The 26,943-nt window shown below is 60.3% G+C and carries 25 protein-coding genes; 18 read left to right on the top strand and 7 right to left on the bottom strand.

The window, feature by feature from the left end; genetic code table 11:
- The first annotated feature begins 43 nt into the window (after window positions 1-43).
- Both IEX36_RS05290 and IEX36_RS05285 read left to right on the top strand, forming a co-directional pair.
- Window positions 44-2,128: a protein-disulfide reductase DsbD family protein gene (locus IEX36_RS05290; RefSeq protein ID WP_188758230.1), complete on the top strand. Its 2,085-nt coding sequence runs from the start codon at window positions 44-46 to the stop codon at window positions 2,126-2,128.
- Window positions 2,125-2,520, top strand: a complete 396-nt coding sequence (locus IEX36_RS05285) for a YybH family protein (protein ID WP_188758229.1) — start codon at window positions 2,125-2,127, stop codon at window positions 2,518-2,520. The genes IEX36_RS05290 and IEX36_RS05285 overlap by 4 nt, the downstream gene beginning before the upstream one ends.
- A gap of 168 nt (window positions 2,521-2,688) precedes the next feature.
- Here the strand turns inward: IEX36_RS05285 and IEX36_RS05280 are convergent, their stop codons facing one another.
- Together IEX36_RS05280 and IEX36_RS05275 are read right to left on the bottom strand one after the other, a co-directional pair.
- Window positions 2,689-4,023, bottom strand: coding sequence for a replication-associated recombination protein A (locus tag IEX36_RS05280; RefSeq protein ID WP_188758228.1), 1,335 nt, complete (start codon window positions 4,021-4,023; stop codon window positions 2,689-2,691).
- Window positions 4,020-4,847: a TrmH family RNA methyltransferase gene (locus IEX36_RS05275; RefSeq protein ID WP_229668733.1), complete on the bottom strand. Its 828-nt coding sequence runs from the start codon at window positions 4,845-4,847 to the stop codon at window positions 4,020-4,022. Before IEX36_RS05275 ends, IEX36_RS05280 begins: the two co-directional genes overlap by 4 nt.
- A gap of 168 nt (window positions 4,848-5,015) precedes the next feature.
- Here IEX36_RS05275 and IEX36_RS05270 point away from each other — a divergent pair, with 168 nt between their 5' ends.
- Window positions 5,016-5,660: an L-threonylcarbamoyladenylate synthase gene (locus IEX36_RS05270; protein WP_188759842.1), complete on the top strand. Its 645-nt coding sequence runs from the start codon at window positions 5,016-5,018 to the stop codon at window positions 5,658-5,660.
- A 39-nt stretch (window positions 5,661-5,699) separates the two neighbouring features.
- Window positions 5,700-6,365: a YdcF family protein gene (locus tag IEX36_RS05265; RefSeq protein WP_188758227.1), complete on the top strand. Its 666-nt coding sequence runs from the start codon at window positions 5,700-5,702 to the stop codon at window positions 6,363-6,365.
- Between the two features lie 317 nt (window positions 6,366-6,682).
- On the opposite strand, the gene IEX36_RS05260 is transcribed toward IEX36_RS05265, so the two are convergent.
- The gene (locus IEX36_RS05260; protein WP_188758226.1) at window positions 6,683-7,555 is read right to left on the bottom strand and encodes a DUF92 domain-containing protein; all 873 of its coding nucleotides are present in this window, start codon (window positions 7,553-7,555) and stop codon (window positions 6,683-6,685) included.
- Window positions 7,556-7,620: 65 nt separating this feature from the next.
- Here IEX36_RS05260 and IEX36_RS05255 point away from each other — a divergent pair, with 65 nt between their 5' ends.
- On the top strand, window positions 7,621-9,057 hold the full coding sequence (locus IEX36_RS05255; protein ID WP_229668732.1) for a YncE family protein: 1,437 nt from the start codon (window positions 7,621-7,623) through the stop codon (window positions 9,055-9,057).
- A 318-nt stretch (window positions 9,058-9,375) separates the two neighbouring features.
- Here the strand turns inward: IEX36_RS05255 and IEX36_RS05250 are convergent, their stop codons facing one another.
- On the bottom strand, window positions 9,376-10,110 hold the full coding sequence (locus IEX36_RS05250) for an SDR family NAD(P)-dependent oxidoreductase (RefSeq protein ID WP_188758225.1): 735 nt from the start codon (window positions 10,108-10,110) through the stop codon (window positions 9,376-9,378).
- A gap of 120 nt (window positions 10,111-10,230) precedes the next feature.
- Here IEX36_RS05250 and IEX36_RS05245 point away from each other — a divergent pair, with 120 nt between their 5' ends.
- The 3 genes from IEX36_RS05245 to IEX36_RS05235 all read left to right on the top strand — a co-directional run bounded on the left by IEX36_RS05245 (window position 10,231) and on the right by IEX36_RS05235 (window position 13,871).
- Window positions 10,231-11,220: an AraC family transcriptional regulator gene (locus IEX36_RS05245; protein ID WP_188758224.1), complete on the top strand. Its 990-nt coding sequence runs from the start codon at window positions 10,231-10,233 to the stop codon at window positions 11,218-11,220.
- Between the two features lie 128 nt (window positions 11,221-11,348).
- The gene (locus IEX36_RS05240) at window positions 11,349-12,251 is read left to right on the top strand and encodes a phytanoyl-CoA dioxygenase family protein (protein ID WP_188758223.1); all 903 of its coding nucleotides are present in this window, start codon (window positions 11,349-11,351) and stop codon (window positions 12,249-12,251) included.
- 18 nt (window positions 12,252-12,269) lie between these two features.
- Window positions 12,270-13,871 (top strand): Gfo/Idh/MocA family protein, encoded by a 1,602-nt coding sequence (locus IEX36_RS05235; protein WP_229668731.1) that lies wholly within the window; start codon window positions 12,270-12,272, stop codon window positions 13,869-13,871.
- Between the two features lie 57 nt (window positions 13,872-13,928).
- Here the strand turns inward: IEX36_RS05235 and IEX36_RS05230 are convergent, their stop codons facing one another.
- Entirely contained in the window at window positions 13,929-15,023 is a 1,095-nt protein-coding gene (locus tag IEX36_RS05230; RefSeq protein ID WP_229668730.1) for a sialidase family protein, read from the bottom strand.
- A gap of 429 nt (window positions 15,024-15,452) precedes the next feature.
- Here IEX36_RS05230 and IEX36_RS05225 point away from each other — a divergent pair, with 429 nt between their 5' ends.
- The 6 genes from IEX36_RS05225 (at window position 15,453) to IEX36_RS05200 (ending at window position 19,573) form a co-directional block, all read left to right on the top strand.
- Window positions 15,453-16,847 carry an alpha-L-fucosidase gene (locus IEX36_RS05225; RefSeq protein ID WP_188758222.1) on the top strand — a complete coding sequence of 465 codons (1,395 nt, stop codon included), beginning with the start codon at window positions 15,453-15,455 and terminating at the stop codon, window positions 16,845-16,847.
- A 110-nt stretch (window positions 16,848-16,957) separates the two neighbouring features.
- Complete coding sequence (locus IEX36_RS05220; RefSeq protein ID WP_188758221.1) at window positions 16,958-17,323, top strand: ArsR/SmtB family transcription factor; 366 nt, start codon at window positions 16,958-16,960, stop codon at window positions 17,321-17,323.
- A 47-nt stretch (window positions 17,324-17,370) separates the two neighbouring features.
- On the top strand, window positions 17,371-17,829 hold the full coding sequence (locus IEX36_RS05215; RefSeq protein ID WP_188758220.1) for an SRPBCC family protein: 459 nt from the start codon (window positions 17,371-17,373) through the stop codon (window positions 17,827-17,829).
- A 111-nt stretch (window positions 17,830-17,940) separates the two neighbouring features.
- The gene (locus IEX36_RS05210; protein WP_229668729.1) at window positions 17,941-18,459 is read left to right on the top strand and encodes a DinB family protein; all 519 of its coding nucleotides are present in this window, start codon (window positions 17,941-17,943) and stop codon (window positions 18,457-18,459) included.
- A gap of 65 nt (window positions 18,460-18,524) precedes the next feature.
- Window positions 18,525-19,292 carry a DUF899 domain-containing protein gene (locus IEX36_RS05205; RefSeq protein ID WP_188758219.1) on the top strand — a complete coding sequence of 256 codons (768 nt, stop codon included), beginning with the start codon at window positions 18,525-18,527 and terminating at the stop codon, window positions 19,290-19,292.
- An 8-nt stretch (window positions 19,293-19,300) separates the two neighbouring features.
- On the top strand, window positions 19,301-19,573 hold the full coding sequence (locus IEX36_RS05200) for a hypothetical protein (RefSeq protein WP_188758218.1): 273 nt from the start codon (window positions 19,301-19,303) through the stop codon (window positions 19,571-19,573).
- A gap of 112 nt (window positions 19,574-19,685) precedes the next feature.
- On the opposite strand, the gene IEX36_RS05195 is transcribed toward IEX36_RS05200, so the two are convergent.
- Entirely contained in the window at window positions 19,686-20,879 is a 1,194-nt protein-coding gene (locus IEX36_RS05195) for an L-rhamnose/proton symporter RhaT (protein WP_188758217.1), read from the bottom strand.
- A 172-nt stretch (window positions 20,880-21,051) separates the two neighbouring features.
- On the opposite strand from IEX36_RS05195, the gene IEX36_RS05190 reads away from it, so the two are divergent.
- From IEX36_RS05190 to IEX36_RS05180, 3 genes are all read left to right on the top strand, one after another.
- Window positions 21,052-21,789: a (Fe-S)-binding protein gene (locus IEX36_RS05190; RefSeq protein ID WP_188759837.1), complete on the top strand. Its 738-nt coding sequence runs from the start codon at window positions 21,052-21,054 to the stop codon at window positions 21,787-21,789.
- Window positions 21,790-21,922: 133 nt separating this feature from the next.
- Window positions 21,923-23,359, top strand: a complete 1,437-nt coding sequence (locus IEX36_RS05185) for a LutB/LldF family L-lactate oxidation iron-sulfur protein (protein ID WP_188758216.1) — start codon at window positions 21,923-21,925, stop codon at window positions 23,357-23,359.
- A complete protein-coding gene (locus IEX36_RS05180; protein WP_188758215.1) occupies window positions 23,349-24,017 on the top strand; it encodes a LutC/YkgG family protein in 669 nt (222 codons plus the stop codon). Before IEX36_RS05185 ends, IEX36_RS05180 begins: the two co-directional genes overlap by 11 nt.
- A gap of 8 nt (window positions 24,018-24,025) precedes the next feature.
- Here the strand turns inward: IEX36_RS05180 and IEX36_RS05175 are convergent, their stop codons facing one another.
- Window positions 24,026-25,627: a GH39 family glycosyl hydrolase gene (locus IEX36_RS05175; RefSeq protein ID WP_188758214.1), complete on the bottom strand. Its 1,602-nt coding sequence runs from the start codon at window positions 25,625-25,627 to the stop codon at window positions 24,026-24,028.
- A gap of 298 nt (window positions 25,628-25,925) precedes the next feature.
- Between IEX36_RS05175 and IEX36_RS05170 the strand changes: the two genes are divergently transcribed.
- The gene (locus tag IEX36_RS05170; protein WP_229668728.1) at window positions 25,926-26,933 is read left to right on the top strand and encodes a LacI family DNA-binding transcriptional regulator; all 1,008 of its coding nucleotides are present in this window, start codon (window positions 25,926-25,928) and stop codon (window positions 26,931-26,933) included.
- Window positions 26,934-26,943 lie beyond the last annotated feature (10 nt).

Below are 26,943 nucleotides of genomic sequence, written 5' to 3'. Positions count from 1 at the left end.
CCAACCTCGCCCCATCGAAGTCCTACAATCCATACAGATGACCATGCGCCGTCTCCAAACACTCTTCCTGCTCGCACTCTGCGCACTCCTGCCCAGCGCACCAGCCATCGCGCAGATTCAAGTCGTCGGCGACGGAGGCCCCGGCCCCGCGAAGTCGCAGCATCTCACCGTCGAACTCATCTCCGCTGCAAATCAGATTGCCCCCGGCGGCACAGTTCAGGCCGGCCTGCACTTCACCCTCGACAGCCACTGGCACGTCTACTGGCAAAACGCAGGCGACTCCGGCGAGCCGCCAAAAATTACATGGACGCTGCCGCAAGGCATCACCGCCGCGCCGATGCAATTTTCCATCCCCACGCGCCTACCGCTCGGCCCGCTGATGGACTTCGGCTACGAGAACAGCGTCACCTTCCCCATACAAATCACCGCCGCGCCAGACGCCAAACCCGGCCACATCCACCTCGACGCAAAAGTCGACTGGCTCGTCTGCCGTGAGGTCTGCATCCCCGGCAAAGCCCATCTCGGCCTCGACCTCAACGTAGTCCCCGGAGCCGCACCCGCCGCGCCCACAGGCGACCTCGCACAAGCCCTCAGCCTCATCCCTAGGCCACCACCGTCCGGCACGCGCTTCACCATCACCGGCGGCAAATCCGACTTCGTCCTCACCCTCACCGGCCGCACTGCGAACAACGCCGAGTTCTATCCCTTCGACCAGGAGCAAATCGCCAACGCCGCGCCCCAAACAGTCGAAGCAGTCCCCGGCGGCGTACGCCTCCGCGTCCCACGCGCGCCAGAGCTGACGAAGCTCCCCGCCACACTCCACGGCGTCCTCAAACTCAGCCCCACCGAAGCCTACGACGTCACCGCGCCCGTCACACCCGGCGAAGTCCCGGTCGTCGCGAAGAAGTCCTCAACGTCCACACTCGCAGCCATCGGCCTCGCCTTCCTCGGCGGCATCATCCTCAACCTGATGCCCTGCGTCTTCCCGGTGCTCTTCCTCAAGGGCCTCGCGCTGGTGCAGTCCTCCGGTGAAGAGCGCAGCCGTCTCCGCCGCCACGGCCTCGTCTACACGCTCGGCATCCTCGTCTCCTTCTGGATCATCGTCGCCGTGCTGCTCGCGCTGCGCTCCGGCGGCAGCCAGGCAGGATGGGGCTTCCAGCTCCAATCCCCCACCTTCGTCGCGCTGCTCGCCTCCGGCATCTTCTTCTTCACACTCTCGCTCGCCGGACAATTCGAGCTCGGCCTCTCGCTCACCAGCGTCGGCGGAGACCTCGCCCAAAAACCCGGCTATACCGGCAGCTTCTTTACCGGAGTCCTCGCCACCGTCGTAGCCACCCCCTGCACCGCCCCGCTCATGGGCGCAGCCATCGGCTTCGCGCTCGCCCAGTCCACCGGAGTCACCTTCGCCGTCTTCACCGCACTCGCCCTCGGACTCGCCACACCCTACCTCGCACTCAGCTTCCAGCCCGCATGGACGCGCGTGCTCCCACGCCCCGGTCCGTGGATGGAGACGCTCAAACACCTCACCGCCGTGCCGCTCTTCGGCACCGCCATCTGGCTCGCGTGGGTCTACGGCTACCTCTACTCCGGCGAAGGCGGAGTCGGCGTCCCCGGCGTCGATCACGCCGTCCACCTCCTCTGGTGCTTCCTCGTGCTCGCCATCGCCGGCTGGGTCCTCGGCAAGTGGCCCGCACGCTGGAAGAGCGCCATCGCCGCCATCATCATCGCCGCCATCGCGCTCGCAATCCCGCTCTACCAACCCAAAGACACCACGCTCACCTGGCAGCCCTACTCACAGCAATCGCTCGACCAGGCCCGCGTCCAAGGCCATCCGGTCTTCATCGACTTCACCGCCGCATGGTGCCTCAGTTGCCAGGTCAACGAGCGCCTCGTCCTCAAGTCCGCTGAAGTCCAGCGCGAATTCCGCAAGGGCAACGTCACGCTCCTCAAAGCCGACTGGACGCACTACGACCCCGCAATCACCAGCGAGCTTGCCTCGATCAACCGCAGCGGCGTCCCCACCTACGTCATCTACCCCGCAAGTAAAGACGCCGACGCCGATGTGCTCCCAGAGCTCCTGACAAAACAAATCGTGCTCGACGCTCTAAAAAAAGACGTGCACCCATGACCACTCCCAATCAAGACGAGCAGCAAATCCGAGCCGTCATCGACACCTGGGCCAAAGCCACATTCGAGGGCAACCTCGACGCCCTGCTGAACTTGATGACCGAAGACGTCACCTTCCTCATCCCCGGAAGACCACCCATGCACCGCACTGAATTCATCAGCGCGTTCCAATCCATGGTCCGCTCCGTTCAAGCCCTGTCCCGCTCCACGGTACAGGAGATCACCGTGAAGGGCGACCTCGCACTCTGCTGGAACTACATCGAAGTCGATATCGTGCCCATTTTCAGCGGTACAACAACGAAGCGCGCAGGCAACACCCTCACCGCCTTCCGCCGCGGCCCCGACAACCAGTGGCGCGTCTGGCGCGACGCCAACCTCGTCACCGCCGTCTAAGGCCTGCACATTTTTCTTCTCGTCACCTTGTATTTCCATTCCGTAGCGTAGCGGAGGATTGTTCCAGTCAATACTTCAGTTGTCATCCTTCCGCCGTAGGCGGGAGGACCTGCTTTTTCCTACCACATCCTCACCAATGCAGAAGATGGCAGACATACACAGCACATTTCAGCGCTTACTCTTCTTAATCCGCGCAATCTCATCCATCCGCTGCGCCAGCAGCTTCTCTCGACCCTCGCCAGTCGGAAGATAGTACCGCCGCCCGGCCAGCGAATGCGGCAGACACTCCATGTCCGCGACCTTCCCCTCAACATCATGCGCATACTGATAGCCTTTGGCGTAGTCCAGCTCCTTCATCAGCTTCGTCGGAGCATTCCTCAGATGCAGCGGCACCGGCTCCGCTGCCGTAGCCTCAATGTCCGCCTGCACCGCGCCATAGGCGGTGTAAACCGCATTCGACTTCGGCGCGAGTGCCAGATAAACCACCGCCTGCGCCAACGCCAACTCACCCTCCGGATGCCCCAGAAAGTGCATCGCATCCTTCGCGCTCAGGCAAAGATTCAGCGCCTCAGGAGCAGCCAGCCCAATGTCCTCAACCGCCATCCGCACCACACGCCGCGCGACATACATCGGGTCCTCGCCCGCCTCCAGCATCCGCCCCATCCAATACAGCGCAGCATCCGGGTCCGAGTTCCGCACGCTCTTATGCAGCGCCGAGATGATGTCATAGTGCTGCTCGCCCTGCTTGTCATAGAGCAGCACCCTCCGCTGCAAAGCCTCTGCAGCCAGCGTCTTCGTAATCCGCTTCTCGCCGCGCCCTTGCGCCAGCTTCGCCGCAACATCCAGCGCATTCAGAGCATTGCGCGCATCGCCGCTGGCGTAGGCCGCAATCGTAGCCAGCGCCTCATCATCCGCATCAATCCCCGAAGCACCAAGCCCGCGCTCGCTGTCATGCAGCGCACGCACGAGCAGCGAAACAATCTGCTCCTCCGTCAACGGCTGCAGCGTATAAACACGACACCGCGAAAGCAGCGCGGCAATAATCTCAAACGAAGGATTCTCCGTCGTCGCACCAATCAGCCGAATCGTCCCGCGCTCCACATACGGCAGAAACGCATCCTGCTGCGCCTTGTTGAACCGATGAATCTCATCGACAAATAAAATCGTGCGCGAGCCATAGCCTGCGGCCTTCTCGGCCTCAGCCATCACCTGCTTGATCTCCTTAATGCCAGACAGCACGGCCGAAAACTCAATGAAGCTCGCCTGCGTCATGTGGGCGATGATTTTCGCAAGCGTAGTTTTGCCCGTCCCCGGAGGCCCCCAGAAGATCATCGACGTAGGATCATCGCCCTCAATCGCCAGCCGCAGCGGCTTGCCCGGCGCAAGCAGATGCTCCTGCCCCACATACTCATCGAGCGTCCTCGGTCGCATCCGCTCCGCCAGCGGAGTCTGCCGCGAAACACCAGCCGCCTTCGCAACCGGCGAAGCATCGAACAAACTCATCGCGCCACCTCAGCAGGTGCAGTGCGCGCGGTTTTATAGCGATGGGAGGAATGAACCGCCGCTCTCTGTCGCGAAGCCTCATACAGCAGCACCGACCCTGCAACCGCAGCATTCAGGCTCTCAACCGGTCCCGGGCAGGGAACCGTCACCCGCGCATCCGCCAACTCCATCCACTCCGCACCAAGCCCCGCGCCCTCATTGCCAATCATCAACGCGCACGCACCCGCAAAGTCCGCATCCACAGCAGACTCCGTGCGCCCATCCGCCGAACCCACCGCAGCAAACAGCCGCACCCCGCGCACCTTCAACCCACGCAAATCGTCAGTACTCACCCCAACCACTGGCACACGAAACACAGACCCTACACTAGCCCGCAGCGCCTTCTGGTTCCACGCGCTCACCGTCCCCGGCGTCGTCAAAACGCCAGTTGCCCCAAACGCCTCAGCCGACCGCACCAGCGTCCCGAGATTCCCCGGGTCCTGCAAACCAGCCGCAATCACCAACAGCGGAGTCCCAACCAGCGCGTCCTCCATCCCAAACGACGGAGGAGCAATCAGCGCCGCAACCCCCTGCGGCGAAGGCGTCTCCACCGCACTGCGAAACACCGCCTCCGTCAGCCGAACCACCTCAACCCCACGCGGCAGCTCCGGAACCTCGCGCCCGTCAACAAGAAACACAGTCTCCGGCACAATCCCCGACCGCAGCGCCTCTTCCAGCAGATGCAGGCCCTCAATCGCAACCAGCCCGCCGCCCAGCCGCGCATTGCCGTCAAAGGCGGCGCGCAACTGCTTCACCCGCGTATTCGTCTTGCTTGAAATCAGCATCTTAGTGACTGGTGTCTCGAACCCGTTGAGGTAAATCTTACGCTGTTCACGCGCGTGACCTCACCTGTCATTGAGCCGTGCCGAGCGGTGTGCTATGGTGCGGAATTGTGGTCCAATCGCCACGGCCAGCCCCGCGCGGCGACCAGCAAGACACAGGAGACCAACAGTTTGACGGCAGAAACCCTCCGCATCCATCCCGACGAGCCCGAACCCGAGCTGATCAGCCACGTCGTCCAAAGCCTCAACCATGGCCACGTCGTCGCCCTGCCCACCGACACCTTCTACGGCCTCGCCGTCGACCCCGTCAACCTCAAAGCCGTCGACCGCATCTACGAGCTCAAAACCCGCGCTCGCCACAAGCCACTCTCGCTGCTCATCTCCGAGGTCGCCCAGGCCTACGAGCTGGCCCGCAACATCGACTCCGCCTTCGACCGCCTCGCCGAAAAATTCTGGCCCGGCCCGCTCACCATCATCGTCAAAGCCGGCTCGCGCCTCCCCTTGCGCGTCACCGCCAACACCGGCAACCTCGCCCTCCGCGTCCCCGAAGCCGCCATCCCGCGCGCCGTCGTCAAATCACTCGGCCTGCCCATCACCGCAACATCGGCCAACCTCTCCGGCCTGCCCGAGTGCACCTATGCCAGCGGCGTGCGCGAGCAGCTCGGCGACCAGATCCCTCTCATCGTCGACGGCGGACCCACCGCCCGCTCCACCCCCACCACCATCGTCGACCTCTCCGGCGGCGGCAACTCCTGGATGATCGTCCGCGAAGGCGCCATCCCCACGCACGAGATCGTCCTCACGCTGCAACGCTAGCAGCCGCTATACACTAAAACCTCTGCCGGTTCTCTGACGATGATCGTTCCCCAGACCAACCTGCGCCGACGCGGCGGCATTGGCGGCCAACTCTTCCGTCACCTCTCCGTGCTCGCAATCCTGCTTGCGGCGGGCTGGTGCCTCTGGGTCTACTCACAGATCAACACCGTCGCCAGCCAGGACAACGCGCAGCCCGCCGACGCCATCGCCGTCTTCGGTGCAGCCGAATACAACGGCCGTCCATCGCCCGTCTACCACGCGCGCCTCGACCACGCGCTCGACCTCTACCATCGTCAGATCGCGCCCATCATCATCACCCTCGGCGGCGGCGGCGACAAAGACTCCGGCCTCACCGAAGGCGGCGTCGGCCGCGACTATCTCCTCGCCAACGGCGTCCCCTTCGGCAGCATCATCGCCGAAACCCGTTCCACCGACACCCAGCAGCAGGTCGCCCGCCTCGCCGAGATCGCCCGCGAGAACGGCTTCGAGCACATCGTCGTCGTCTCCGACGCCACCCATCTCTTCCGCATCCGCGCCCTCTGCGAAGACGCCGGCCTCGAAGTCTACACCTCGCCCCGCGCCACCATCGGCCATCTCGACCGCTACGACAGCGCCTCGCGCTACTTCCACGAGATCCTCAGCTACACCGCCTTCCGCCTCGGCCTCAACACCAGCTGGTTCGAAGGCAAAGAAGACCCCTACTGAGACCGGTTGCCGTATCGCTTCAATAACGGGTGCCCCAGGTCTCGCTTTTGAGACCTGGGACCTTTGCGCAAAGCGCGAACCGCTTTTTTCCGAACCGCCACAGCCGCTCGGGTGCCCCATCCATCGCGGCTTTATGCGATGGGTGGGAAAGTACAAGGCCCAATCAGCAGCTTTCGCATTTCCATTCCGCAGCGCAGCGGAGGAATCTGCTGTTGCTCTTGTCGTTTCTCACCTACCCCCAACGCTGTCATTTCGACCGGAGCGCAACGGAGCGGAGAAACCCGCTTCTCTACCGATATCTTCCATACTCTTCAGAATCACCACCGCCCCAACACCCCCGCCACCGCCGCCGCAAACAAAGTCGAAGCAAAGTTCACCCAATCATTCCCCACCCACCCCCGCCGCTCCACCGTCGCGCCAAGCAAGCTATCAAAAACCAGCCCCGCACAAGCAGCAACAAACACCACCAACCCCTCCGGCCACAAAGCATGATGCAGCCCGCCAAAACCCACAATCACCAGCGCAGCCAAAACACCCGCAACCGTCCCCACTAAACTCACACCGCCATCGGTTCCCGGAGAAACCCTCCGCCACGAAGTAATCAGCCACGCGGGCCCGCCAACAGCCTGCCCAATCTCCGACGACACCGTATCCGCCGCAGTCTCCGCCAGTGCCGCAATGCACCCGGCATAGCTGCCCACAGCCGCAGCCAGCGCAGCTACACCCAAGTTGGCAACAATCTGCGAAGCAGCGCGCAGCCCCTTGCGCGCCTCCGCCAGTCCACGAGCAGCCTTCCTGGCCCGCCCAAATCGAGTCGCCACATAAGTCAGCACAAAGACCGCAACCAGCGCAGCAATCGCCGGATGAAAGACAATCCGCCCCGAAACCGCAGACGACACCACAGGCCGCCCAGCCAGAATGAAGCAGACAAAAAATCCCATCACCGCCGCCGCGCCGGTAGCCGCGCGCAAAGCCCACACCAGCAAAGCAAACATAGCGCTTAACAGGAAGGGAAGCGCCACCACCCGCAAGCCGCGCCATCCGTGAAAGTCCACCACCACCGGCGCAACCGCGGCCACTGCCAGCAGCGTCCCCACCACCCACACCAGCGCCCGCGACTGCCACCGCTCCCGCTCCGCAGGAACCCGTTTCAGCACATCCGGCATTTCTTCCTCCCGCGCCAACTTCATCCCTCGCTCTGATTTACAATCAAACCTTGAGCATAGCCAACACCAGCCGTACCGTGGGAGCAGTTTTGCGTTTAGCAAGAGTTGAAGCAGAAGGAATCACCCCGTCCGAGCCGTCCCGGCGTTCCAATCGTTCCCTCGCGCGGACCATGCGCTCCGTCGTCGCCCTTGCGGCAGGCGCGGTTGTGTTCGCAGCGCTGGCAGGATGTGGCGATCAATACCGCCCAGTCGTTACGGCCATCAACCCCGTCGGCCCGGCGGGTCAGCCCACCAAGTACGCCATCGCCATCTCCAGTACCGGTCCTAATACGCCCGGCCTGGCTACCATGGTTGACTTCTCCGGCGACACGGTCCTCATCACCGCAAACGTAGGCGTCAACCCCTACTACCTCGCGCTCGATACCTCCGGCGTCAACGCCTACACGCTCAATAGCGACAAGACCCTCACCAGTTTCCCCATCACCACCAGTCTGCTTAGCAGTCAGGTGCTTGAGAGCACGCTGCTCGACAACAACGGTATCCTTCCGCCCAGCATCAACCCCGAAGGCCTCAACACCTACATCTCGCAGCCCGGCCGCAACTCCGTCGCCCAGTACACTAGCACGCCGCTTGCACTGAAGCAGGAGCTGCCCATCGACAGCGCCTACACGCCCACTTACGTTGTGGGTGTGGCCAGCGCGCCGCGCGTCTACGTCGTCAGCAAAGCCAACAGCGGCAGCAACGGCACGGTCTCCACCATTGAGACCGTCAGCAACACCATCGACGTCAATCCCATCGCAGTCGGCATCGATCCCGTCTACGGCGTCATGACCGCCGACACCCGCCGCGCCTTCATCATGAACCAGGGCAGCAACGACATCTCCGTCATCAACGCCCAGACCAACCAGCTCGATACAACGCCGACCCTCACCGATCCGAACGGCACCGCGCCCGTCTGGGCCGACTTCGCCCCCACGCTCAACGAGCTCGTCGTTGCTAATGCGGGTGACGGCGTTCATCAGGGGTCGATCAGTATCTTCAGCATCCCGCTCTGCTCGGCAATCGCCCAGCCCACCAATCCGAACTGCGACCCGAACAACCCGGTCGACGCCGTCGGCTTCGGCACGCTGATCGCCAACGTACCAGTAGGGATCAACCCGGTCATGGTTGCGGTGCTGCAGGATGGCACCCGCGCCTACGTCTTGAACAAGGGCAACGTGAGCCAGCCCTGCGCGGCACCCACGGCCTCAGCGCCGCTGGGGAACTGCACGGTCTCGGTCGTCAACCTGACCAGCAACACGGTCACGGCGACGATTCCCTTGCCGCTGTCGACCGACCCGCTCTCCGCGGCGGCGAACGGGCACCCGAGCTGGATTGCGGCGACCACCGGAACTCCTACCGGCAAGATTTACGTCGTGTCGCCGGAGTCGAACTTCATGACGGTCATCCGGACTGACACCGACGCGCTGCTGACGACGGTCCCTCTGCAGGGAGCAGGCGTCAGCGTCCGGGTCACCCAGCCTTGATCTATCTGTAGAGAGAGGGTACCCCCCTCCCCCTGCTTTTAGTGTCAAAGTCTTCGAAACAGGTGACATAGGTCTGGACTTCCTTTTGAGGTCAGGAATAGAAAAAGCCCGGACGGTGTCCGGGCTTTTCTTCATTCTTTCTATAGTTTAACGGGTGGAGTGAAACTAAACCGCCAACTTTCATGGAGAAATATCTGGCTTGCCATGTGTTAGTTATGGAGTTATGCACAGGTTTGAGGGGTTGACAGCATTTGATTAGAAAAGGCAATGCCAACGATGAGCACATTGGCGATCATGCACTCATCGAGATCTGCCGGTTCAGATGGCCGACAAGCCGCCGTCGACGTTCAACTCTACTCCATTCACGAAGCTCGAATCGTCGGAAGCAAGAAACAGTGCGGCCGTTGCGATTTCCTCTGGGCGGCCCATCTTTCCCCGCGGGATTAAGGATTCGAACATCCGCTTCGCCTCCTCGGTGAGGACCTGATCCTGCATGGGTGTGGCGATCGGCCCGGGGTGCAGGACGTTCACCCGGATATTCCTGCCTTTCAGCTCGTTGAGCCATCCGCGCGCGAATGCATGCAACGCTGCCTTGCTCGCCGAATATACGCTGTAGCCAGGAAAACCTTTTACTGAAGCAACTGATCCGGTCATGATGATCGATCCACCATCGTTGAAAAGCGGCAACGCCCTCTGAACTGTAAACAGCGTTCCACGCGCATTCAGGTCGAAGATCGCATCGAAGTGCTGCTCGGTAATCTCGCCCAGTGGTGCGGCCTCGCCCCACCCTGCGCTCGCGTAAAGGATGTCGATCTTGCCCTTTTCCCGCTTGACTGTATCGAACAGGCGGTCGAGATCGCCAAGATTGGACGAGTCGCCGCGCACGCCGGTAACGTTCCGGCCAATCAGCTTGACGGCCTCATCGAGCTGAGCCTGTCTCCTGCCCGTGATGAAGACGTAGGCGCCCTCTTCAACAAAGCGCCTGGCACTCGCCAGCGCCATACCGCTTGATCCTCCCGTGACGACTGCAACTTTACCTTCAAGCTTTCCCATAATTGCTCCCTTCGGTGGATGTCCGGCATCCACTACTGAGGAGTAGATTTCTTTGATGGTGGACGAGAACTGCTCAGGCGTCCTAATTTTTTGTCTATTCGTCCAAGCGGGGAGGCTAATTTGGATCCGATAACAGACATCTTCCGAACGATGCACGTAACGGCTTTCGGCCAGCACAGGCTCGAAGCCACAGCCCCGTGGGGCCTGGTACAGGAGAAACAGATCGAAGTCACGTCTTCTGGCAACAAGATTTCGCCCACGGATTTAGCGCACTTTGCGATGCTTTCGCGCGGCAACTGCTGGCTGAGCGTGGAAGGGATTCCGGAGCCGATTCCGCTCACCGGCGGTGATTGTTTTTTGCTGGCCCGGGGGACTTCGATTGTTTTGCGCGACAGTCCGCGAACCCGTCCTAGGCGGAGTTTCCGCGAGATCGGCGCCATGGCCAAAAACAATGTCGCTCATTATGGAGGTGGCGGCGCACCGACGACGATCGTCTGTGGGTCCTTGAGTTTCGATCGCGCCAGTCTGAAGCCGATCTCTCAGTTATTGCCGAACTTCATTCTGATTAAGGCCGATCAAGCCCACACGCTTGCTCTTCACAGCACAATGCAAGCGCTGACGTTAGAGATGGCAGAACAGGCTCCGGGATCTGAAGTAGTCGCGAGCCGGCTGGCCGAGGTTCTGTTTATTCAAGTACTCAGGGCGCATATAGCGTCGGGACCGGAAGGCAACAAGGGATGGCTTCGTGCGATCTTCGATCCTCAAATAGGCACTGCCCTGTGCGCCATTCACGACAGAGTGAATACGCCCTGGACGGTGGAATCGCTGGCCGGGGCGACGGGCATGTCTCGCTCCGCATTCGCAGCACGTTTTAAAGCGCTACTCGGACAGACACCGCTGGAATATGTAACCGAGTGGCGGATGCAAAAGGCGATGCAGTTACTCGAACAGCGTGACAAGAAGCTCGTAGACGTTGCCCGGTCGGTTGGTTACGAGTCCGACGCTGCGTTCAGTAAAGCCTTCAAGCGAGTTGTCGGGGCCAGCCCTGGTGGATACCTCAAAAGCGCCCTGTCTCGACCACAGACTTCGGGCAATGCGTTCCCAGGCTGAATGCTGGCATGTTAGACCCCGGGCCCGAGGAGCGTGCCCGGCGATTGGTTTGTCATCTGAAGCTGCGATGATTTAGAAAGACGGACAATGGCTGGTTCAAGTTCACCTGTTCCTCCGGATGAGGTTCCATGATGCAGGATTTCTCGAAGTTGCATACACCTACTGGCGCGCTCGGTCCGCTGCCCGCGGATCGAGATGACTGGCAGCGATATCGCCTCAATGATGAAAGGGTGGAGGCGTTTCACCGCGACGGATTTCTGGCTGGCGTGCAGGTCCTCGACGACGGCCAGGTAGAGGCACTCTGCACAGAACTGGCAGGGCTGATGGAGCCGTCCCATCCGTCGCACAAGCTGTTCCACGAGTATCACTCGAACGAGTCCGGCAACCCGGACACAATCCTCTTTCATGCGCTGGGAGCGTGGCGGACCGGGCCAGCGTTTCACGACGTGCTCTGGAGTCCTGCATTTCTGATGGCGGCGTCACAACTGCTGGACGGGGCTGTGCGGTTGTGGCACGACCAGCTCTTCTGCAAGCCGGCGCATCACGGCGGTGTGGTGGCGTGGCACCAGGATTACTCCTATTGGACGCGGACGCAGCCGATGGCTCACCTGACGTGCTGGCTGGCGCTGGACGATAGCACGCGCGACAATGGCTGCCTGTACTACGTCCCGGGGAGCCACCGATGGAACCTGCTGCCGGTCACGGGACTTGCGGGCGATATGAACGAGATCATGACGGTGTTGGATGAGGAACAGAAGCAGGCGTTTCACCCGGTACCGATCGAACTGAAGCGCGGGCAGTGCACGTTCCACCATCCGCTGACGGTGCATGGGTCCTATGAGAATCGCTCGAAGCATCCGCGGCGGGCGACGCTGGTGAATGTGTTCCGCGACGGAGTGCAGTCCGTAAGCGACGAGCCGTTGCTGGCCGGCGTGCCAGTGATTCCGAAGGGACAGAAGATCGAGGGGCAGTTCTTCCCGGTGCTATTCGATCCACGAGGAGTGGAACAAGGCAGTGACGCTGCGCGCTGACGCCGGGTGAAGACTTCGTTGCCGCTGTTGCTTGACAGGGCAATGTATTATGGGCGCGTGCCGAAATCATCTGGAAGACTGTTTTCTCTGCCTACCTCTGGGACTGCCGAACTCTCTCGTATCGACCGTCGTGAATTCATCAAAACCACTTCTCTGGCTGCTGGTGCGGTCGCGCTTGGTGCGCCTGCGCTTTTGCGTGGCCAGAATCTGAACAGCAAATTGAACATCGCCTGTATCGGAATCGGCGGGAAGGGCCGGAGCGATACGGATGCCTGCGCTGGCGAGAATATCGTCGCGCTGTGCGATGTGGATTCAGGTTCCACGGCTTACGAAGTGCAGACGAAGAAATATCCGGACGCGAAGTTTTACAGAGATTTCCGGCAGATGCTGGAGCAGATGGGCGATCGGATCGATGCGGTGACGGTATCGACGCCGGACCATATGCATGCGATTGTGGCGTCGCTGGCGATGAAGAGGAAGAAGGCGGTGTTCTGCCAGAAGCCGCTGACGCAGACGATCTATGAGGCGCGCTATCTGCGAAACATGGCCCATGACAGAAAGCTGGTGACGCAGATGGGCAATCAGGGCAGCGCCGCGGACGGTTTGCGCCGCGCGGTGGAGACGATTCAGGATGGACTGATTGGACAAGTGCACGAAGTTCACGTCTGGTCGAACCGCCCGATCTGGCCGCAGGCAATGACGCGCCCGGCCGGACAAGACCCCGTGCCTGCGACATTGGAGTGGGACACCTGGATTGGCCCCGCTCCCATGCGGCCGTATATTGGCAGCCGGAACCCAAAGGATCGAGATGGAATTTATGAGCCGTTCAACTGGCGTGGCTGGCAGGATTTCGGCACGGGCGCGCTGGGCGATATGGCATGCCACACAGTCAATGTGCCGTTCCGCGCTTTAGATCTCGATTACCCAACGGAGATTGAAGCGACGCCTCTCGGACCGGTGAACAGGGAATCGTATCCTATTGGCGCCACAATCCGCTTTGCTTTTCCGAAGCGCAAAGGGCATATTCCGCTGGAGCATCCGCATCTGTTCCACCATGACAGAACGATTGAACACGATGCGGTGACGCTGTGGTGGTACGACGGCGGAAAGCCTGATCCGGCGCTTCGTGGCGGTCACGATTTGAGCAATAAGCCTCCGAAAGAGCTGACCGTCGACATTGTCGCGCTGCAGGGCAGGGTTCCGGATAGCGGATGTCTGCTGATTGGCGATGGAGGCACGGTTTTTTCGCCGGATGACTATGGGTCGAATTTCTTCGTGAAGCTGAAGGGTGAAGAGAAATTTGTGCAATACCTGAAGCACCCGGCTGTGGCGCAGTATCCGGAGAGGATTGCTCGGAACCCTTATGCCTCTGCCCCCGCAAATTTCGGCGTTGCTCATGCGCAGGAGTGGATCACGGCTATCAAAGAGAACAAGCCGGAGATGTGCTACTCGCGTTTTGAGATCGGCGCACGGCTTACCGAGATCATGCTGCTGGGATGCGTGTCGTTGCGGGCCGGGCAGAAGATCGAATGGGACGGGCCGAAGATGGTTGCGAAGAATTGTCCGCAGGCAGCGCGGTTTATACGGCGAGAAGACCGTTCGGGCTGGGCTCTTTCGTGAGGGATTTATCTTCGGCAAATATGGACGCCATGTCTACTGCCATCTGAGTGCTTGTTTTTAGGATGGCGGTACGTCTTTGAGGGGCATTCGGATGAATTTGATTGTCTTGCGATTCCAGGTGTAGGTCATCAGGAGATCGCCATTGGTGGCCTGGATGAGGGCTGGGTAGGAGAATTCTCCGGGTGTGTTTTCGAGTGTGGTGAAGATGTGGAAGTGTTCTCCGTCGCGGCTGACGGCGAGGTTCAGTGGGGAGCGGCCTCGGGTTGTGTCGTTGAAGATGAGGACGATGCGGCCGTCTTTGAGGCGCACGGCGTCGATGCCTGAGTTGTTGTTCGGCAGGTCGAGGAAGCGGGCTTGCGTCCAGGTGAGGCCGTTATCGATTGAATCGGCTACGGCGATCTTTGAGGCGATGGTTTGGGAGCGTGCGTACATGCGGAGGTGTCGGCCGCCGAGCGAGACGATGGAGGGTTGGATGATGCCGACGGTGTGGCGCGGGCCTTTGCTCTTGGCGTCGAAGCCGGGGTCGCCGGGCTTTGGATCGGGCGCGGGCGTTGTTGCTTCATCGACTGCTGGTGAGATGGTGATTGGGCCGATCTTGGCCCAGGTTTTGCCGTCGTCGGTGCTGCGCTCCACCCATGCGGCCCAGGTCTTGTATGCCTCGAATGAGGTGCCGGCGACGATGGTGCCGTCGGGCAGCACGAGTGGCTTGGCGCGGATTGGGCCGAGCAGGCCGGCGGGCAACTGCTCGGGCTTCGACCAGGTGAGTCCTTCGTCGGTGGAGAACATGCGCCGCGCTGACCACTCACCGGGAGATGGCCCAACTTTGTAGTAGAGCCAGAGCTTACCGTCTTTGGTGTGGAAGAGGACAGGGTTCCACTCGGGGATGTTTGGTTCGCGGGCGAGCTCGATGGGTTGGCTCCAGACGCCGTGGACGTTGCGTGAGGACCAGATGGCGACGTCGGGGGCGCGCTCGTGCGTGCCGCCGAACCATGCGGCCATCAGGTCGCCGTTCTTGAGTTCGACGATGGTGGAGGCGTGGCTTGATGGGAATGAGGTGCTTCCGGGTTCAAAGATGAATTTGCCGGTTTGTGCGTTTGCGAGCATCGAGCAGGTTGTAGCAATGCAAATGAGGATGTGTCGCAATGTTTTCACGTTTGCCGTCCGTTTGGTTTATGGGTGATCGCCGTGCGTTGATGCGAGCGGTTTGTTGGTGGCTCATTGAGAGAAAAGCGTACCTCAGGGGCTAAAGCCCCAAAGATTTATCAGCGTTTGCGGCACGGCTGAAGCCGTGCCCTTAAGCAAAACAGAGTTTTCACACCCTCAGGAGGAAGAAGTGGTCATTGAGAGGAAACCGTACCCCAGGGGTTAAGAGACGCGTGAGAACAGCGAGCATTACCGGGGCGTAAAAAAATACAGGGGTCTCTCCACTGCGGCGGCAAAATGCGCCGCCTCCGGTCGAGATGACGTGCGTTTTGGCGTGAGAGGGAAGAGGTGTAAGAGCAGATGATTTTCATCAGAGATTCCTTATGGATACTCTGCTAGGATGCAGCTTCCAACTTCAATTGTTAAGGAGTTTGTTTGATGGGCTTCGATTCTGTTTCGCGCCGCTCGTTTATGAAGTATCTGGGAGCGGCTGGAGTTGCTGCTTCGACTAAGGCGGCGGCACAGGGCAGTGATGAAACGCCGCGTGATTCCGCTGCGCAGGCCGCTACGCGCGCGCAGCGGCTGGCCTGGTGGCGCGATGCGAAGTTCGGGATGTTCATCCACTGGGGGCTGTACAGCGTGATTGGACATCAGGAGTGGGTGTTGGAGTCGGAGGGGATTCCCATTCCGCAATATGAAATTCTGGCGAAGCACTTCAAGCCGAAACCGAATGCGGCGCGGGAGTGGGCTCGGCTGGCGAAGGCTGCGGGGCAGAAGTACATGGTGATGACGACGAAGCACCATGAAGGCTTCTGCATGTGGGACACGAAGCAGACGGATTACTGCGCGATGAAGCAGGGGCCGGGGCGCGATCTGGTGCGCGAGTTTGTTGAGGCTGCGCGGGCGGAGGGATTGCGTGTTGGGTTCTACTACTCGCTGATGGACTGGCACCATCCGGATGGAATGCGGTGCGCGACGGATGAAGCGGCGCGAAAGCGGTTTGTGGATTACACGCATGGGCTGATTCGTGAGTTGATGACGAACTACGGGAAGATCGACATCCTTTGGTATGACGTGGACCTGCCATTGACGCCGGAGCAGTGGGAGTCGGAGCGGATGAATCGGATGGTCTTCGAGCTGCAGCCGGAGATTGTGGTGAACAATCGCAATGGGCTGGAGGGTGATTTTTCGACGCCTGAGCAGAAGATTGAGGCGTCGGGGAGCGGGCGGGCGTGGGAGTCGTGCATGACGCTGAATCAGGGATGGGGATTTCAACTGCACGATGATGAGTGGAAGTCGCCGCGAGCGATCATCGATAATCTGGCGACGTGCGCGCAGCAGGGAGGGAACTATCTGGTGAACATTGGCCCGGAGGCGGACGGGACGGTGCCTGCCGCGTCGGTGCGGATTCTGGAGACGGTCGGGAGGTGGCTGGAGGTGAATGGGAGGGCCATCTACGCGACGGATGGCGGCGCTTCGATCAGCTTTGGCAACTATGACAACTTCACGCGCAAGGGCAACACGCTGTTTGTGCATGTGTACTTCTGGCCTTCGGGGACGCCTGCTGCGGAGTGGCTTGAGTTTTATAAGCCTGCGACGGTTGTGGCCTTTGGTGGGCTGAATGCGAAGGTGGTTTCTGCGAAGGTGCTGAAGACGGGCGAGAAGATTGCGTTTACGCAGGATGAGATTTCGGTGCGGTTGACGGGGCTTCCTGCGTCGGCGCCGGATGATCCGGTGACGGTGCTGGAGTTGGAGTGCGACCGGCCTCCGGTGGTGGACCACCATTCGATTCGTGGGAAGTGGCCGCGGTATCGCGTGGGGATTAGCGGATAACTATTTTCGGGAAGGCGTTTTGCCGGGCGGTGGCTGGGTCTTTGGATAGGTGCCATTTGCGCGGCAAATTTTTAACTTGACATATTCTTATATGGGAATATATTTACAACATGGCACGGGCAGCAACAACGACGGATGTTTTTAACGCGATTGCGGAGCCGAAGCGGCGCGAGTTAATTGGAGTGCTGGCGGACGGTCGCGAGTATGCGGTGGGTGATGTCGTGCTGCGGTTGCGGATGCCGCAGCCTGCGGTCTCGAAGCACCTGGGTGTGCTGCGGAAGGTTGGCGTGGTGACGGTGGTGAAGCGTGGGCAGCATAGGATGTACAAGCTGAACGCGGCGGAGTTGAAGCCGGTGCATGACTGGGTGAAGGTGTTTGAGCGGTACTGGACGCATCAGTTGAGCCAGATCAAAGAGCGGGCTGAGCGGAAGGCGCTGGAGCGGCTGGTTTCGGATGGATCGGGCGAGAAGCCTTGAAAATAATTTGAACGAGGGAGCGGTAAACAACTGACAAGGAGATGATGATGGCTACGACGACGGAAGTGGCAGTGCAGACGTTTGAGATTGTGAAAGAAGAAGAGATCGCGGCGCCGATCGGGATTGTGTTCGAGACGATTCTGGAGCAGATGGGGCCGCTGAATGCCGGGGAGGCGGGAAGGCCGATGCCGATGGTTCTGGAGGCGTGGCCGGGCGGACGGTGGCTTCGCGACCTGGGCAACAACTCGGGACATTACTGGGGCACGGTGCAGGCGATTAAGGCTCCGGCGCTGCTGGAGATTTGCGGGCCGCTGTTTATGTCGTGGCCGGCGGTGTCGAATGTGCAGTATCGGCTGACGGAAGAGAATGGCGTGACGCGGGTGAAGTTTGTCCATCGCGCGATGGGATGGATGGATGGTGTGCCGCCGGGCGGTGGTGTGAATGAAGGCTGGGCAGATTTGATGTCGCGGATTCGTAGCGCGGCGGAGAAGAAGGCTGCTCGGTAGTTTCCAAAGTGCGGCTAACAGGGCGCTGCTTACTTTCCCATCCTTCGCGAAGCGAAAGATGGGTACCCGGGCAGATATGCTCGTTGAGGATAAATCCGAAAGGAGAACCACATGTTGATTGCACAATCCTTACTTGCGGAGTTTGAGGCCCAGGCGCCGGTTACGCGGAAGTTCCTTGAGCGCCTTCCCGCCGACAGGCTCACGTGGAAGCCGCATTCCAAGTCCATGACTGCGGGGCAGCTGGCATACCACTTGGCCTTCGTGCCTGGAGGGGTCGTTCGCGGCGCTCAGCAGGACCAGATCGCACCGCCAGGCTTCCAATTTCCCCAGCCCGCCACGGTGCAGGAGATTCTCGATACCTTCGAACAGAGCATCGTCACGGTGCGTGAGGTTCTTCCCAGCTTCGATGATGCTGCCATGAACGCAACATGGCGCATTGTTGACGGCGATCAGGAGATCGCAGCGATGCCGCGTGTCGCTTTCCTGCGAAACATCATGCTCAACCACTGGTACCAGCACCGCGGCCAATTCTGTGTCTATCTGCGCCTGCTTGAAGTTCCAGTGCCGTCAAGCTGGGGGCCCAGCGCCGACGAGGGATCCGCGCTCCAGCGTGAACCTCAGCCGGTGTAACAGCGCCGCAACTGGGGAAGGTGAACGAATGACAAAGGAAGCGAACGACAAAAGGAGAAGAAACAATGAGCTCAAGTTCAGTTGATCTGGGACATCAAGTCGCATCGAGTCAGGAGTGGCTGGCGGCGCGCAAGGCGCTACTGGCAAAGGAGAAGGAATGGACGCGGATGCGCGATGAGCTGAGCCGGATGCGTCGTGAGTTGCCGTGGGAGCGGGTCGAGAAGAATTATGTGTTCGAGGGGCCTGAGGGAAAGGTGACTCTGGCGGAGCTCTTCGGTGAGAAGAGTCAGTTGGTGATCTACCACTTCATGTTTGGGCCGAGCTGGGAGCAGGGCTGCCCGAGCTGCTCGATGGTGGCGGATGGATTTGATGGGGCTATGGTGCATGTGGCGGACCGGGATGTGATGTTGATGGCGGTTTCGCGGGCGACATTGCCTGAGATTGAGGCGTTCCGGAAGAGAATGGGCTGGAAGTTTAAGTGGGTGTCGTCGAATGGGAACGACTTCAACCATGACTATCATGTTTCGTTCACGAAGGAGGAAGTGGAGAAGGGATCGATGTACTACAACTACGCGATCAATCCGTTTCCGAGTGAAGAAGGGCCAGGCGTGAGCGTGTTCTACAAGGATGAGAGCGGGGAGGTGTTTCACACCTACTCGACGTTTGCGCGTGGAGGCGAGCCGCTGATTGGAGCGTATGCGTATCTCGATCTTGCTCCGAAGGGGCGGAATGAGGAAGGGCTCTCGTTTCCGATGGCGTGGGTGCGGCACCATGACCGGTATGCGGGTGCGCCGGTGACGAAGGCGTCGTGCTGTGCGGGAGATCACGCGTGATGGATTGCGTGTGCGAACAGAAAAGGCGGGCTGTTGATGGCGGCCCGCTTTCGCGCTCCGGACGCGGAACTCAGGCTTCGGGGGTGGTGCTGCCTGGGGTGCTGATGGTGTTGGTGCCGAAGTGTCCTATGTGCGTGGCTGCTTATCTTGCCATGGCTGGCGTGGGGATTTCGGTTTCGGCGGCTGCGTGGTTGCGGTGGGGAGTGCTGGCGGCGTGTGTTGTAACGATGGTTGTGTTTGCAGGGCTGGCGTTGCGGAGAAAGATGCTTGTGACTTCGTAGTACGGCGGAGAAAAAGACCGCTCAGTAGTTGCTCTTCGATTTACGGAACGAACCCCATTCATGCCGCGGTGAAGATGTGGCATGAATGGGGTTGGATGTTGAGCGGTAGATTCTAATTTCTGACGTTGACGACGGGGTGCGACTCGTTCACCTTGAGGTAGTTGCCGTAGCCGACTACGACGGTTGAGCCGACCAGGAGCAGAAGGCCTGCGGTAACGAGTGCTTTTGTGCGACGGCTGGTTCCGCGCCACTCTTTGAGCGCGAGGCCCCAGAGTGTGGCGAAGATGATGATGCTGGCCATGTGGAGCGTCCACGACGAGAAGTCGTACTTGCCCATCTTGGTTTGGCCCATGGAATAGAAGAAGAACTGGAAGTACCAGATGACGCCTGCGAGCGCGGCGAAGAAGTAGTTGGCGACGAGGGTCTTTGGCGCGAGGCGGTCGTAGGTCGATGGGTCAGTGGGGTCGAAGTCGACGAGTGTTTCGCCGGTGGCGTGTGTGGCGCGCATGGGGTTGTAGCCGGGCTCGCCTGCGTACTGCTTGACGGAGCGGTTTTTAATGATGAGGACAACCGACCAGATGAAGTTGGTCAGGAAGCCTCCCCAGAGCACGACGATGAGGATGGGCAGGTTCTGCCAGAGGTCGAGGCGGCCGGTGGAGAGCAGCTCGTGTTTGGCGATGTCGCCGATAGGCTTGCCTGCGTCGAGGCCGAAGGCGAAGAAGCTGCTCATGATGCCGGCGAAGATGGCGACGGCGATGCCCTTGCCGAAGTTGTAGTCAAGCTCGCCCGCTTCGGCCTTTTCTTCAGGAGTGATTTCGTGTTCTTTGGAGACGCCTGCCGCTCCATTGACGGCAACGGCGATGAGGCAGACGAGCACTCCGAGCAGGATGACCTGGCCTGAGGTCTCATGGAGTATGGCGTGCATCTCGCCATGATAGATGGGCGGGACGATGGTGCCGAAGACCATGCAGAGGCCGAGCGCGATGGCGTATCCGAGGGCGAGGCCGAGGTAGCGGATAGCGAGACCGAAGGTGAGTCCGCCGACTCCCCAGAGTATGCCCCAGAGGACGGGGTAGTAGATGCTGCCGGGATCAGCGATGTAGGCGGCGTGGAGGATGCTGAGTGGGTGTGGGACGAAGATGCTGGCGAGGAGGATGGGAGCGACGATCCAGGCGGCGAATCCCTGGACGAGCCAGTAGATCTCCCACGACCAGCGCTTGATGCCGCGGAAGGGGATGAAGTTGGTGGCGGAGGCGAAGCCGCCGATCCAGTGGAAGATGACGCCGACGAACGGATTGGTTCCCACGTGTCCTCGTTTTGGGTAGAGGTTTTGATTCGATGATAATGGTTGCCGCGTGCTGGCGGCTGCGACTATCGTACCTGAAGGGGTTGCGTTAGGGGAATACGGTCTCTATTGGATTTTGTGTGAAATCAGCTTTTTATTGATAAAAATATAAGAAGGGTATTGGGAGGCGGTTCTGCGAGTTTCGCTGTTTATTACGTGCTATAACGACACGCTGTTTCCGGAGACGGGCAAGGCCGTGGTGCGGGTTCTGGAGCGGCTGGGGCACACCGTGGAGTTTCCGAGCGGGCAGACATGTTGCGGGCAGATGCACTGGAACACGGGGTATCAGGCGGAGGCGCTACCGCTGGTGGCGCGGTTTGTCGAGCAATTCCGCAATGCAGAGGCGGTGGTGGTGCCGTCGTCGAGCTGCGTGGCGATGATGCGGGACCACTATCCGAAGATGGCGGCGGAGTTGAAGGACGAGCGGCTGATGGCTGAAGTTGAGGCGCTGCTGCCGAGGGTGTTTGAGTTTTCGGAGTTTCTGACGAAGCGGTTGGGGTTGGAGGATGTGGGTGCGTACTATCCGCATCGGGTGACGTATCACGCGAGTTGCCATGGGCTGAGGAATTTGGAGTTGGGCGATGGGCCGATGCGGCTCTTGAGGGCTGTTCGCGGGATTGAGTTGGTGCCGCTTGAGGGGCTGGAGCAGTGCTGCGGATTTGGCGGGACGTTTGCCGTGAAGAATGCGGATGTTTCGAGCGCGATGCTGGCGGAGAAGACGACGGCGGTGCTGAATACGGACGCGGAGGCTTGTACAGCCTGCGACAATAGCTGCCTGATGCATATTCAGGGTGGGCTGCATCGGCAGAGGACCGGGGTGAAGACGGTGCATCTGGCGGAGATTCTGGCCGGGGATGAGGTGGGGCGATGAATATTTTTCAGCGGGGAGATTGGGCGGGAGCGGTTCGCGCTTTCGCGCGAATGGCCCACCTTAGCGACGATAAGGCCGTCGCGAAGATGGGGCACCCGGTTTTGTGGCTGCCAGGATTTTGTGGGGTAGAGCGATGAGTGGTGTGCTTGATCCGCGGACTTCGCCGCCGTTTCCGATTGTGGCGAAGACGATGCTGGGCGACTCGCAGCTCAGGAAGAATGTGCGCCATGCGACGGATGTGATTCAGACGAAGCGCGCGCGTGTGGTGGGCGAGATGCCTGACTGGCAGGCGTTGCGTGAGGCCGGGCGGCAGATTCGTTCGCACACGATGGAGAATCTTGACTTCTATCTTGAAGAGCTTGAGCGCAACTGCACGCGCGCTGGGGGTGTGGTGCATTGGGCGCGGGATGCGGAGGAGGCGCGGCAGATTGTTGTTGCGTTGGTGAAGGAGTCGGGATCGGATGAGGTCATCAAGATCAAGTCGATGACGACGGAGGAGATTCATCTGAATCCGGCGCTGGAGGCGGCGGGGATTCATCCGTATGAGACGGATTTGGCGGAGTTGATTATTCAGCTTGGCGAAGATTGGCCTTCGCATATTGTGGTTCCGGCGCTGCATAAGAATCGTCAGCAGATTCGGGAGATCTTTCAAAAGAAGATGAATCTGCCGGAGCTGGGCGAGCGTCCGCAGGACCTGGCCGATGCGGCTCGGATGTTTTTGCGCGAGAAGTTTCTGCGGGTGAAGACTGGTTTGAGCGGCGCCAATTTTTTGATTGCGGAGACGGGCGGCGTTTGCATTATCGAGAGCGAAGGCAATGGGCGCATGTGCCTGACGCTGCCGGAGACGCTAATTACGGTGGCGGGGATCGACAAGGTACTGCCGCGTTATCAGGATCTGGAAGTGGTGCTGCAGCTTGTGCCGCGTTCGGCCACCGGCGAGCGGATGAATCCTTACAACTCGATCTGGACTGGAGTGAACGCGAAGGATGGGCCGCGGAATTTTCATGTGGTGCTGATGGACAATGCGCGGACGGAGATTCTGGCGGATGAGGAGGCACGGCAGACGCTGAACTGTGTGCGCTGCGGCGCGTGCCAGAATGCTTGTCCGGTGTATCGGCAGACGGGCGGGCATGCGTATGGCTCGGTTTATGCGGGGCCGATTGGCGCGATTCTGACGCCGCAGTTGCAGGAGATGCATCACGCGCAGTCGCTGCCGTATGCGTCGTCGTTGTGCGGGGCGTGCTATGAGGTTTGCCCGGTGAAGATCAATATTCCCGAAGTGCTGATTCATCTGCGCAACAAGGTTGTTGAGCAGAAGGGTGTGAGCGCTGAAGCGTTGGCGATGAAGATGATGGGCATGGTCTTCATGAGCGAGCGGCGGTTTCGCGCGGCGCAGAGGATGGGGCGCATGGCTGAGGTTCCGCTGGTGCGGAAGGATGGGCAGGGCGTGGGCTGGATTGGCTGGCTGCCGGGGATGCTCGGCGGATGGACTCAGGTGCGCGATTTGCAGGAGATGCCGAAGGAGACGTTTCGTGACTGGTGGGAGAAGCGAGGCAAAGATGGCAAGTGAGGTGATGGCTTCTTCGGCAAAGGCGGAGATTCTGCGCCGGATTCGTGCGGCGAATGGACGGGCTTCGTCGCTTGATGCGGGCGGGGTTGAGGCTGAGTGGACTTCGGTTGAGCGCGAGTATCGACGGGGGACTTCGCGGGAGCGCGAGGCGGTGCTGGAGTTGCTTGAAGATCGGCTGCGTGACTATGACGCACATGTGGTTCGTGTGGCGAATACGGGTGTCGCGGCCACGGTAGCGAAGATTCTTTCAGGGCGTGGGAAGAAGCGGATGGTTGTGCCTGAGGGCGTGGCTGCTGAGTGGTTGCCTGCGGGGTTTGAGTTTGTGATGGATGCCGGTTTGAGCGCGACTGAGTTGGATGGATTCGACGGCGTGATGACTGGCTCGACGCTTGCGATTGCAGAGACGGGCACGGTTGTTTTGCAGAATGTTGCAGGGCAGGGACGGCGCGCGGTAACTCTGGTACCCGACTATCACTTGTGTGTTGTGCGGGTGCAGGATGTTGTTGAGACGGTGCCGGAGGCGATGGCGCGGTTGCAGCAGACGGCTGGATTGACGACGACGTTCTTCTCCGGGCCCTCGGCTACAGCGGACATCGAGATGACGCGCATCAAGGGCGTGCATGGGCCGAGGTTTCTGGATGTGGTGCTGGTGGCGTAAGTCGGGCTTTACTTTGCGATAACGAGTACGGCCAAGCCGTGGGCTGGGACTGTGATGTGGAGTTTGCCTCCGGTGAGGTGGGCGTGCTCTGCCGGGGCCATTGCGCCTGCGGCTTTCAGCCTGGCGACCTGTTGCGGAGTGAGGTCTCCTGGGGGGCGACCCATTGCGTTGAAGGCTTTGAGCACGTTGCCGTGGTTGTCATCGATACGCCAGATTTGAACGTTGGCGTTGGGTGTGACGTGCTTCAGGGTAAGAGTGAAGTCTTTCGCAGGAGCGGCGGGACCACTCGGCATGGTGTAGTGCGGGCCTGTGCCGTAGGGTGGGGCGTAGTCCCAGAGCGCGATGACGAGGTTGCCGGCGGCGGTCCTGGTGGCGAGTGCGGAGTCGGAGTCGAGCGCGATGCGGCGTGTGCCGAGTTTGTGGAGCGCGCGGAAGACGTTGAGTGCAGGCTTAGGGATTCCGTCAGTGGCGATGAGTCCGTAGCCGCCGTAGAAAGGCGTGCGTACGATGCCCTGTTCTTCGAAGACATCTGAGAAGGACCAATAGTCCATGCTCTCGGTCAGTCCGTCGCATAGGCGGATGGTATTAGCGAGCCACGGGCCCATGAAGGGCGAGTCTGTTACGTTCGGCTCGTTGGCGTAGCTGGCGTTGTACTCGGAGAAGATGAGCGGCATGTGCGGATAGGGTGAGTGCTCAATCTCTTCGTGGACCATCTTCACGGCGCGATAAACCATCTGGTCGCGAGGAACATCTTCATCGGTGTGCAGTACATCTTTTGCTGTGTCGTTGGCGTAGACGTGGGTTGAGACGAAGTCGGCGGGGACGTTTGCTTGCTTGATGTGCGCGAGGAAGTCTCCTACCCATGCGGCTTGTGCGGTTGCGGGGCCTCCGACCTGTAGACGCGGGGAGACTGCTTTGAGGGCTCGGGCGGTGTGATCGTATAGCTCCCAGTAGGTGGCTTGCCTGGGAGAGCCGCCCCAGAAGTCGAGGTTCGGCTCGTTCCATACTTCAAATTTCCATTTGGCTACTTCGTCGATGCCGTAGCGGGCGATGAGGTGAAGAGCGAAGGCGCTAATCATTGTGTCCCAGTCGTCGTAGCTCTTTGGTGGAGCGACGTTGGGGTGGTACCAGAAGGGATGGCGGGCGTTGGGGTTGGAGGACATCTTGTACGGCATGAAGCTTAGCTCGACGTATGGTTCGACGTGATGGGCAAGCAGGCCGTCGTAGATCTGGTCGATGTAGGTGAAGTTGTAGGCGGAGTTGTCATCGGAGGCTGCGCCTTTCTGGCCAGCGGTCTGCGCGAAGTTGATGGCGCGGCGGTCAGGGTCGTAGAGGCCGACTTCATCGTCGAAGATGCCGTGGAAGCGGATGGATTTGAAGTCGGTGGCCTGCTTCACGGTGTCGAGATCGTCGCGATAGCTCTGGCGGAGTGAGAGGATCGCGCGGCCGGAGCCGAAGGTCTGTTCCCAGAAGTGGGGAAAAGGAGTCGAGGAGCTGCTGGAGTCGATCTGAATCCGTTCCTGCGTCTGCGCGTGGACCGTCCGGGGGGAAGAGAAAGAGAGAAAGGACGAGAGCAGAAGGAAGACAGGCACGGCTTTGAGAGAATTCATTGTGTGACAGGACCCCATTAGTTAATGGATTTAGCTGTATCGAGATTCTACTGTGAAGAGCATCCTGCCGGGAAAGAGCGATAGGCAGCGGAAACGCAGATTTTCTTCGAGAACCACAAATGGGTTGAGGCAATCGTTTGCGCAGATAACGGTATTTCGGCCATCGCGTGGCTGTCAAGAGGGCCGGTCGCATCGGCATGCAAGCATTTCGAAGTTATGAAAGACTTGCGGCGTGGCTCCTTCCAGCAAAAATGGTGGACGTTCGGGTAAGAACCAACCTTCTGGCGCACCCGTTTCTTTGGCGACACTTGCCCAGCATCTTGGGTTATCTCCCGCGTCCATCTCGCGCGTGCTGACGGGCGCGCCTGCGGCGACTTCGATTCCTAAGGCTACGCAGGACCGGATATTTGCGGCGGCAAAGCGGCTGAACTATCGGCCAAACGTGCTGGCGCGGTCTCTGCGGCGGGGCTGGTCGATGACGATCGGCGTGCTGGTGCCGGAGGTGTCGGAGGGCTATACGACGCTGGTGCTCTCGGGTATTGAGCAGGGTCTTGTACGGGATGGGTACTGCTATTTTCTGCTCAGCCACCATCATCACGAGGAGATGATTGCACGCGCGCAGACGATGTTTGCGGAGCGCTCGGTGGATGGGCTTATCGCCGTGGACACACCGCTGCATCATGCGCCGCAGCTACCGGCAATTACTGTGTCGTGTCCGGTAATGCATGAAGGTATCACCAATGTCGTGCTTAATGAAAAGCGTGCTGCGGAGCTGGCCATCGATCATCTTGCGGGTTTGGGGCATAAGCGCGTCGCCGTCATCAAGGGACAGGCTTTCAGTTCAGGCACTGAGTCTCGCTGGCAGGCGATTCGCCATGCTGCTGAACGGGCACACCTGGTTTTAGAGCCGAAGTTGGTTGTGCAGCTGGAGGGCGATCAGGTTGGCCACGAGCCGGGATACTTTGCAACGCAGCGTCTGCTGGCCTCGAACGCGAGATTTACGGCGTTGTTTGCCTTCAACGATATTGCGGCAATCGGTGCTGTACGGGCATTGCGAGAGGCGGGCCTGCGTGTTCCACAGGACGTATCCGTGGTTGGGTTCGATGATGTACAGTCGGCAGCGTTTCAGAATCCTGGATTAACGACGGTGCGTCAGCCTTTGCGGACGATGGGCATACTTGCCGCCGAGGCGATGGTGCGCCGGATCAAGGAACAGGTTCCCGATCCGGCGAGGCAAATATTGGTGGACCCTGAGTTGATTGTGCGCGAGTCTACGTGCCCACCACCCCTAAGAGGGAGCAGATAGAGGCTAAGTC

This window comes from Edaphobacter acidisoli (genome assembly GCF_014642855.1).
GTDB lineage: Bacteria > Acidobacteriota > Terriglobia > Terriglobales > Acidobacteriaceae > Edaphobacter > Edaphobacter acidisoli.
The sequence above is the reverse complement of the archived record's forward strand: the minus strand, read 5'-3'. Positions and strand labels throughout refer to the sequence as shown.

Excerpts from the sequence above, each read along its gene's own strand:
- IEX36_RS05290 (WP_188758230.1), top strand. The coding sequence starts at position 44 with ATGCGCCGTCTCCAAACACTCTTCCTGCTCGCACTCTGCGCACTCCTG.
- IEX36_RS05285 (WP_188758229.1), top strand. The coding sequence starts at position 2,125 with ATGACCACTCCCAATCAAGACGAGCAGCAAATCCGAGCCGTCATCGAC.
- IEX36_RS05280 (WP_188758228.1), bottom strand. The coding sequence starts at position 4,023 with ATGAGTTTGTTCGATGCTTCGCCGGTTGCGAAGGCGGCTGGTGTTTCG.
- IEX36_RS05275 (WP_229668733.1), bottom strand. The coding sequence starts at position 4,847 with ATGCTGATTTCAAGCAAGACGAATACGCGGGTGAAGCAGTTGCGCGCC.
- IEX36_RS05265 (WP_188758227.1), top strand. The coding sequence starts at position 5,700 with ATGATCGTTCCCCAGACCAACCTGCGCCGACGCGGCGGCATTGGCGGC.
- IEX36_RS05260 (WP_188758226.1), bottom strand. The coding sequence starts at position 7,555 with ATGAAGTTGGCGCGGGAGGAAGAAATGCCGGATGTGCTGAAACGGGTT.
- IEX36_RS05250 (WP_188758225.1), bottom strand. The coding sequence starts at position 10,110 with ATGGGAAAGCTTGAAGGTAAAGTTGCAGTCGTCACGGGAGGATCAAGC.
- IEX36_RS05240 (WP_188758223.1), top strand. The coding sequence starts at position 11,349 with ATGATGCAGGATTTCTCGAAGTTGCATACACCTACTGGCGCGCTCGGT.
- IEX36_RS05225 (WP_188758222.1), top strand. The coding sequence starts at position 15,453 with ATGGGCTTCGATTCTGTTTCGCGCCGCTCGTTTATGAAGTATCTGGGA.
- IEX36_RS05220 (WP_188758221.1), top strand. The coding sequence starts at position 16,958 with ATGGCACGGGCAGCAACAACGACGGATGTTTTTAACGCGATTGCGGAG.
- IEX36_RS05215 (WP_188758220.1), top strand. The coding sequence starts at position 17,371 with ATGGCTACGACGACGGAAGTGGCAGTGCAGACGTTTGAGATTGTGAAA.
- IEX36_RS05210 (WP_229668729.1), top strand. The coding sequence starts at position 17,941 with ATGTTGATTGCACAATCCTTACTTGCGGAGTTTGAGGCCCAGGCGCCG.
- IEX36_RS05205 (WP_188758219.1), top strand. The coding sequence starts at position 18,525 with ATGAGCTCAAGTTCAGTTGATCTGGGACATCAAGTCGCATCGAGTCAG.
- IEX36_RS05185 (WP_188758216.1), top strand. The coding sequence starts at position 21,923 with ATGAGTGGTGTGCTTGATCCGCGGACTTCGCCGCCGTTTCCGATTGTG.
- IEX36_RS05180 (WP_188758215.1), top strand. The coding sequence starts at position 23,349 with ATGGCAAGTGAGGTGATGGCTTCTTCGGCAAAGGCGGAGATTCTGCGC.
- IEX36_RS05175 (WP_188758214.1), bottom strand. The coding sequence starts at position 25,627 with ATGAATTCTCTCAAAGCCGTGCCTGTCTTCCTTCTGCTCTCGTCCTTT.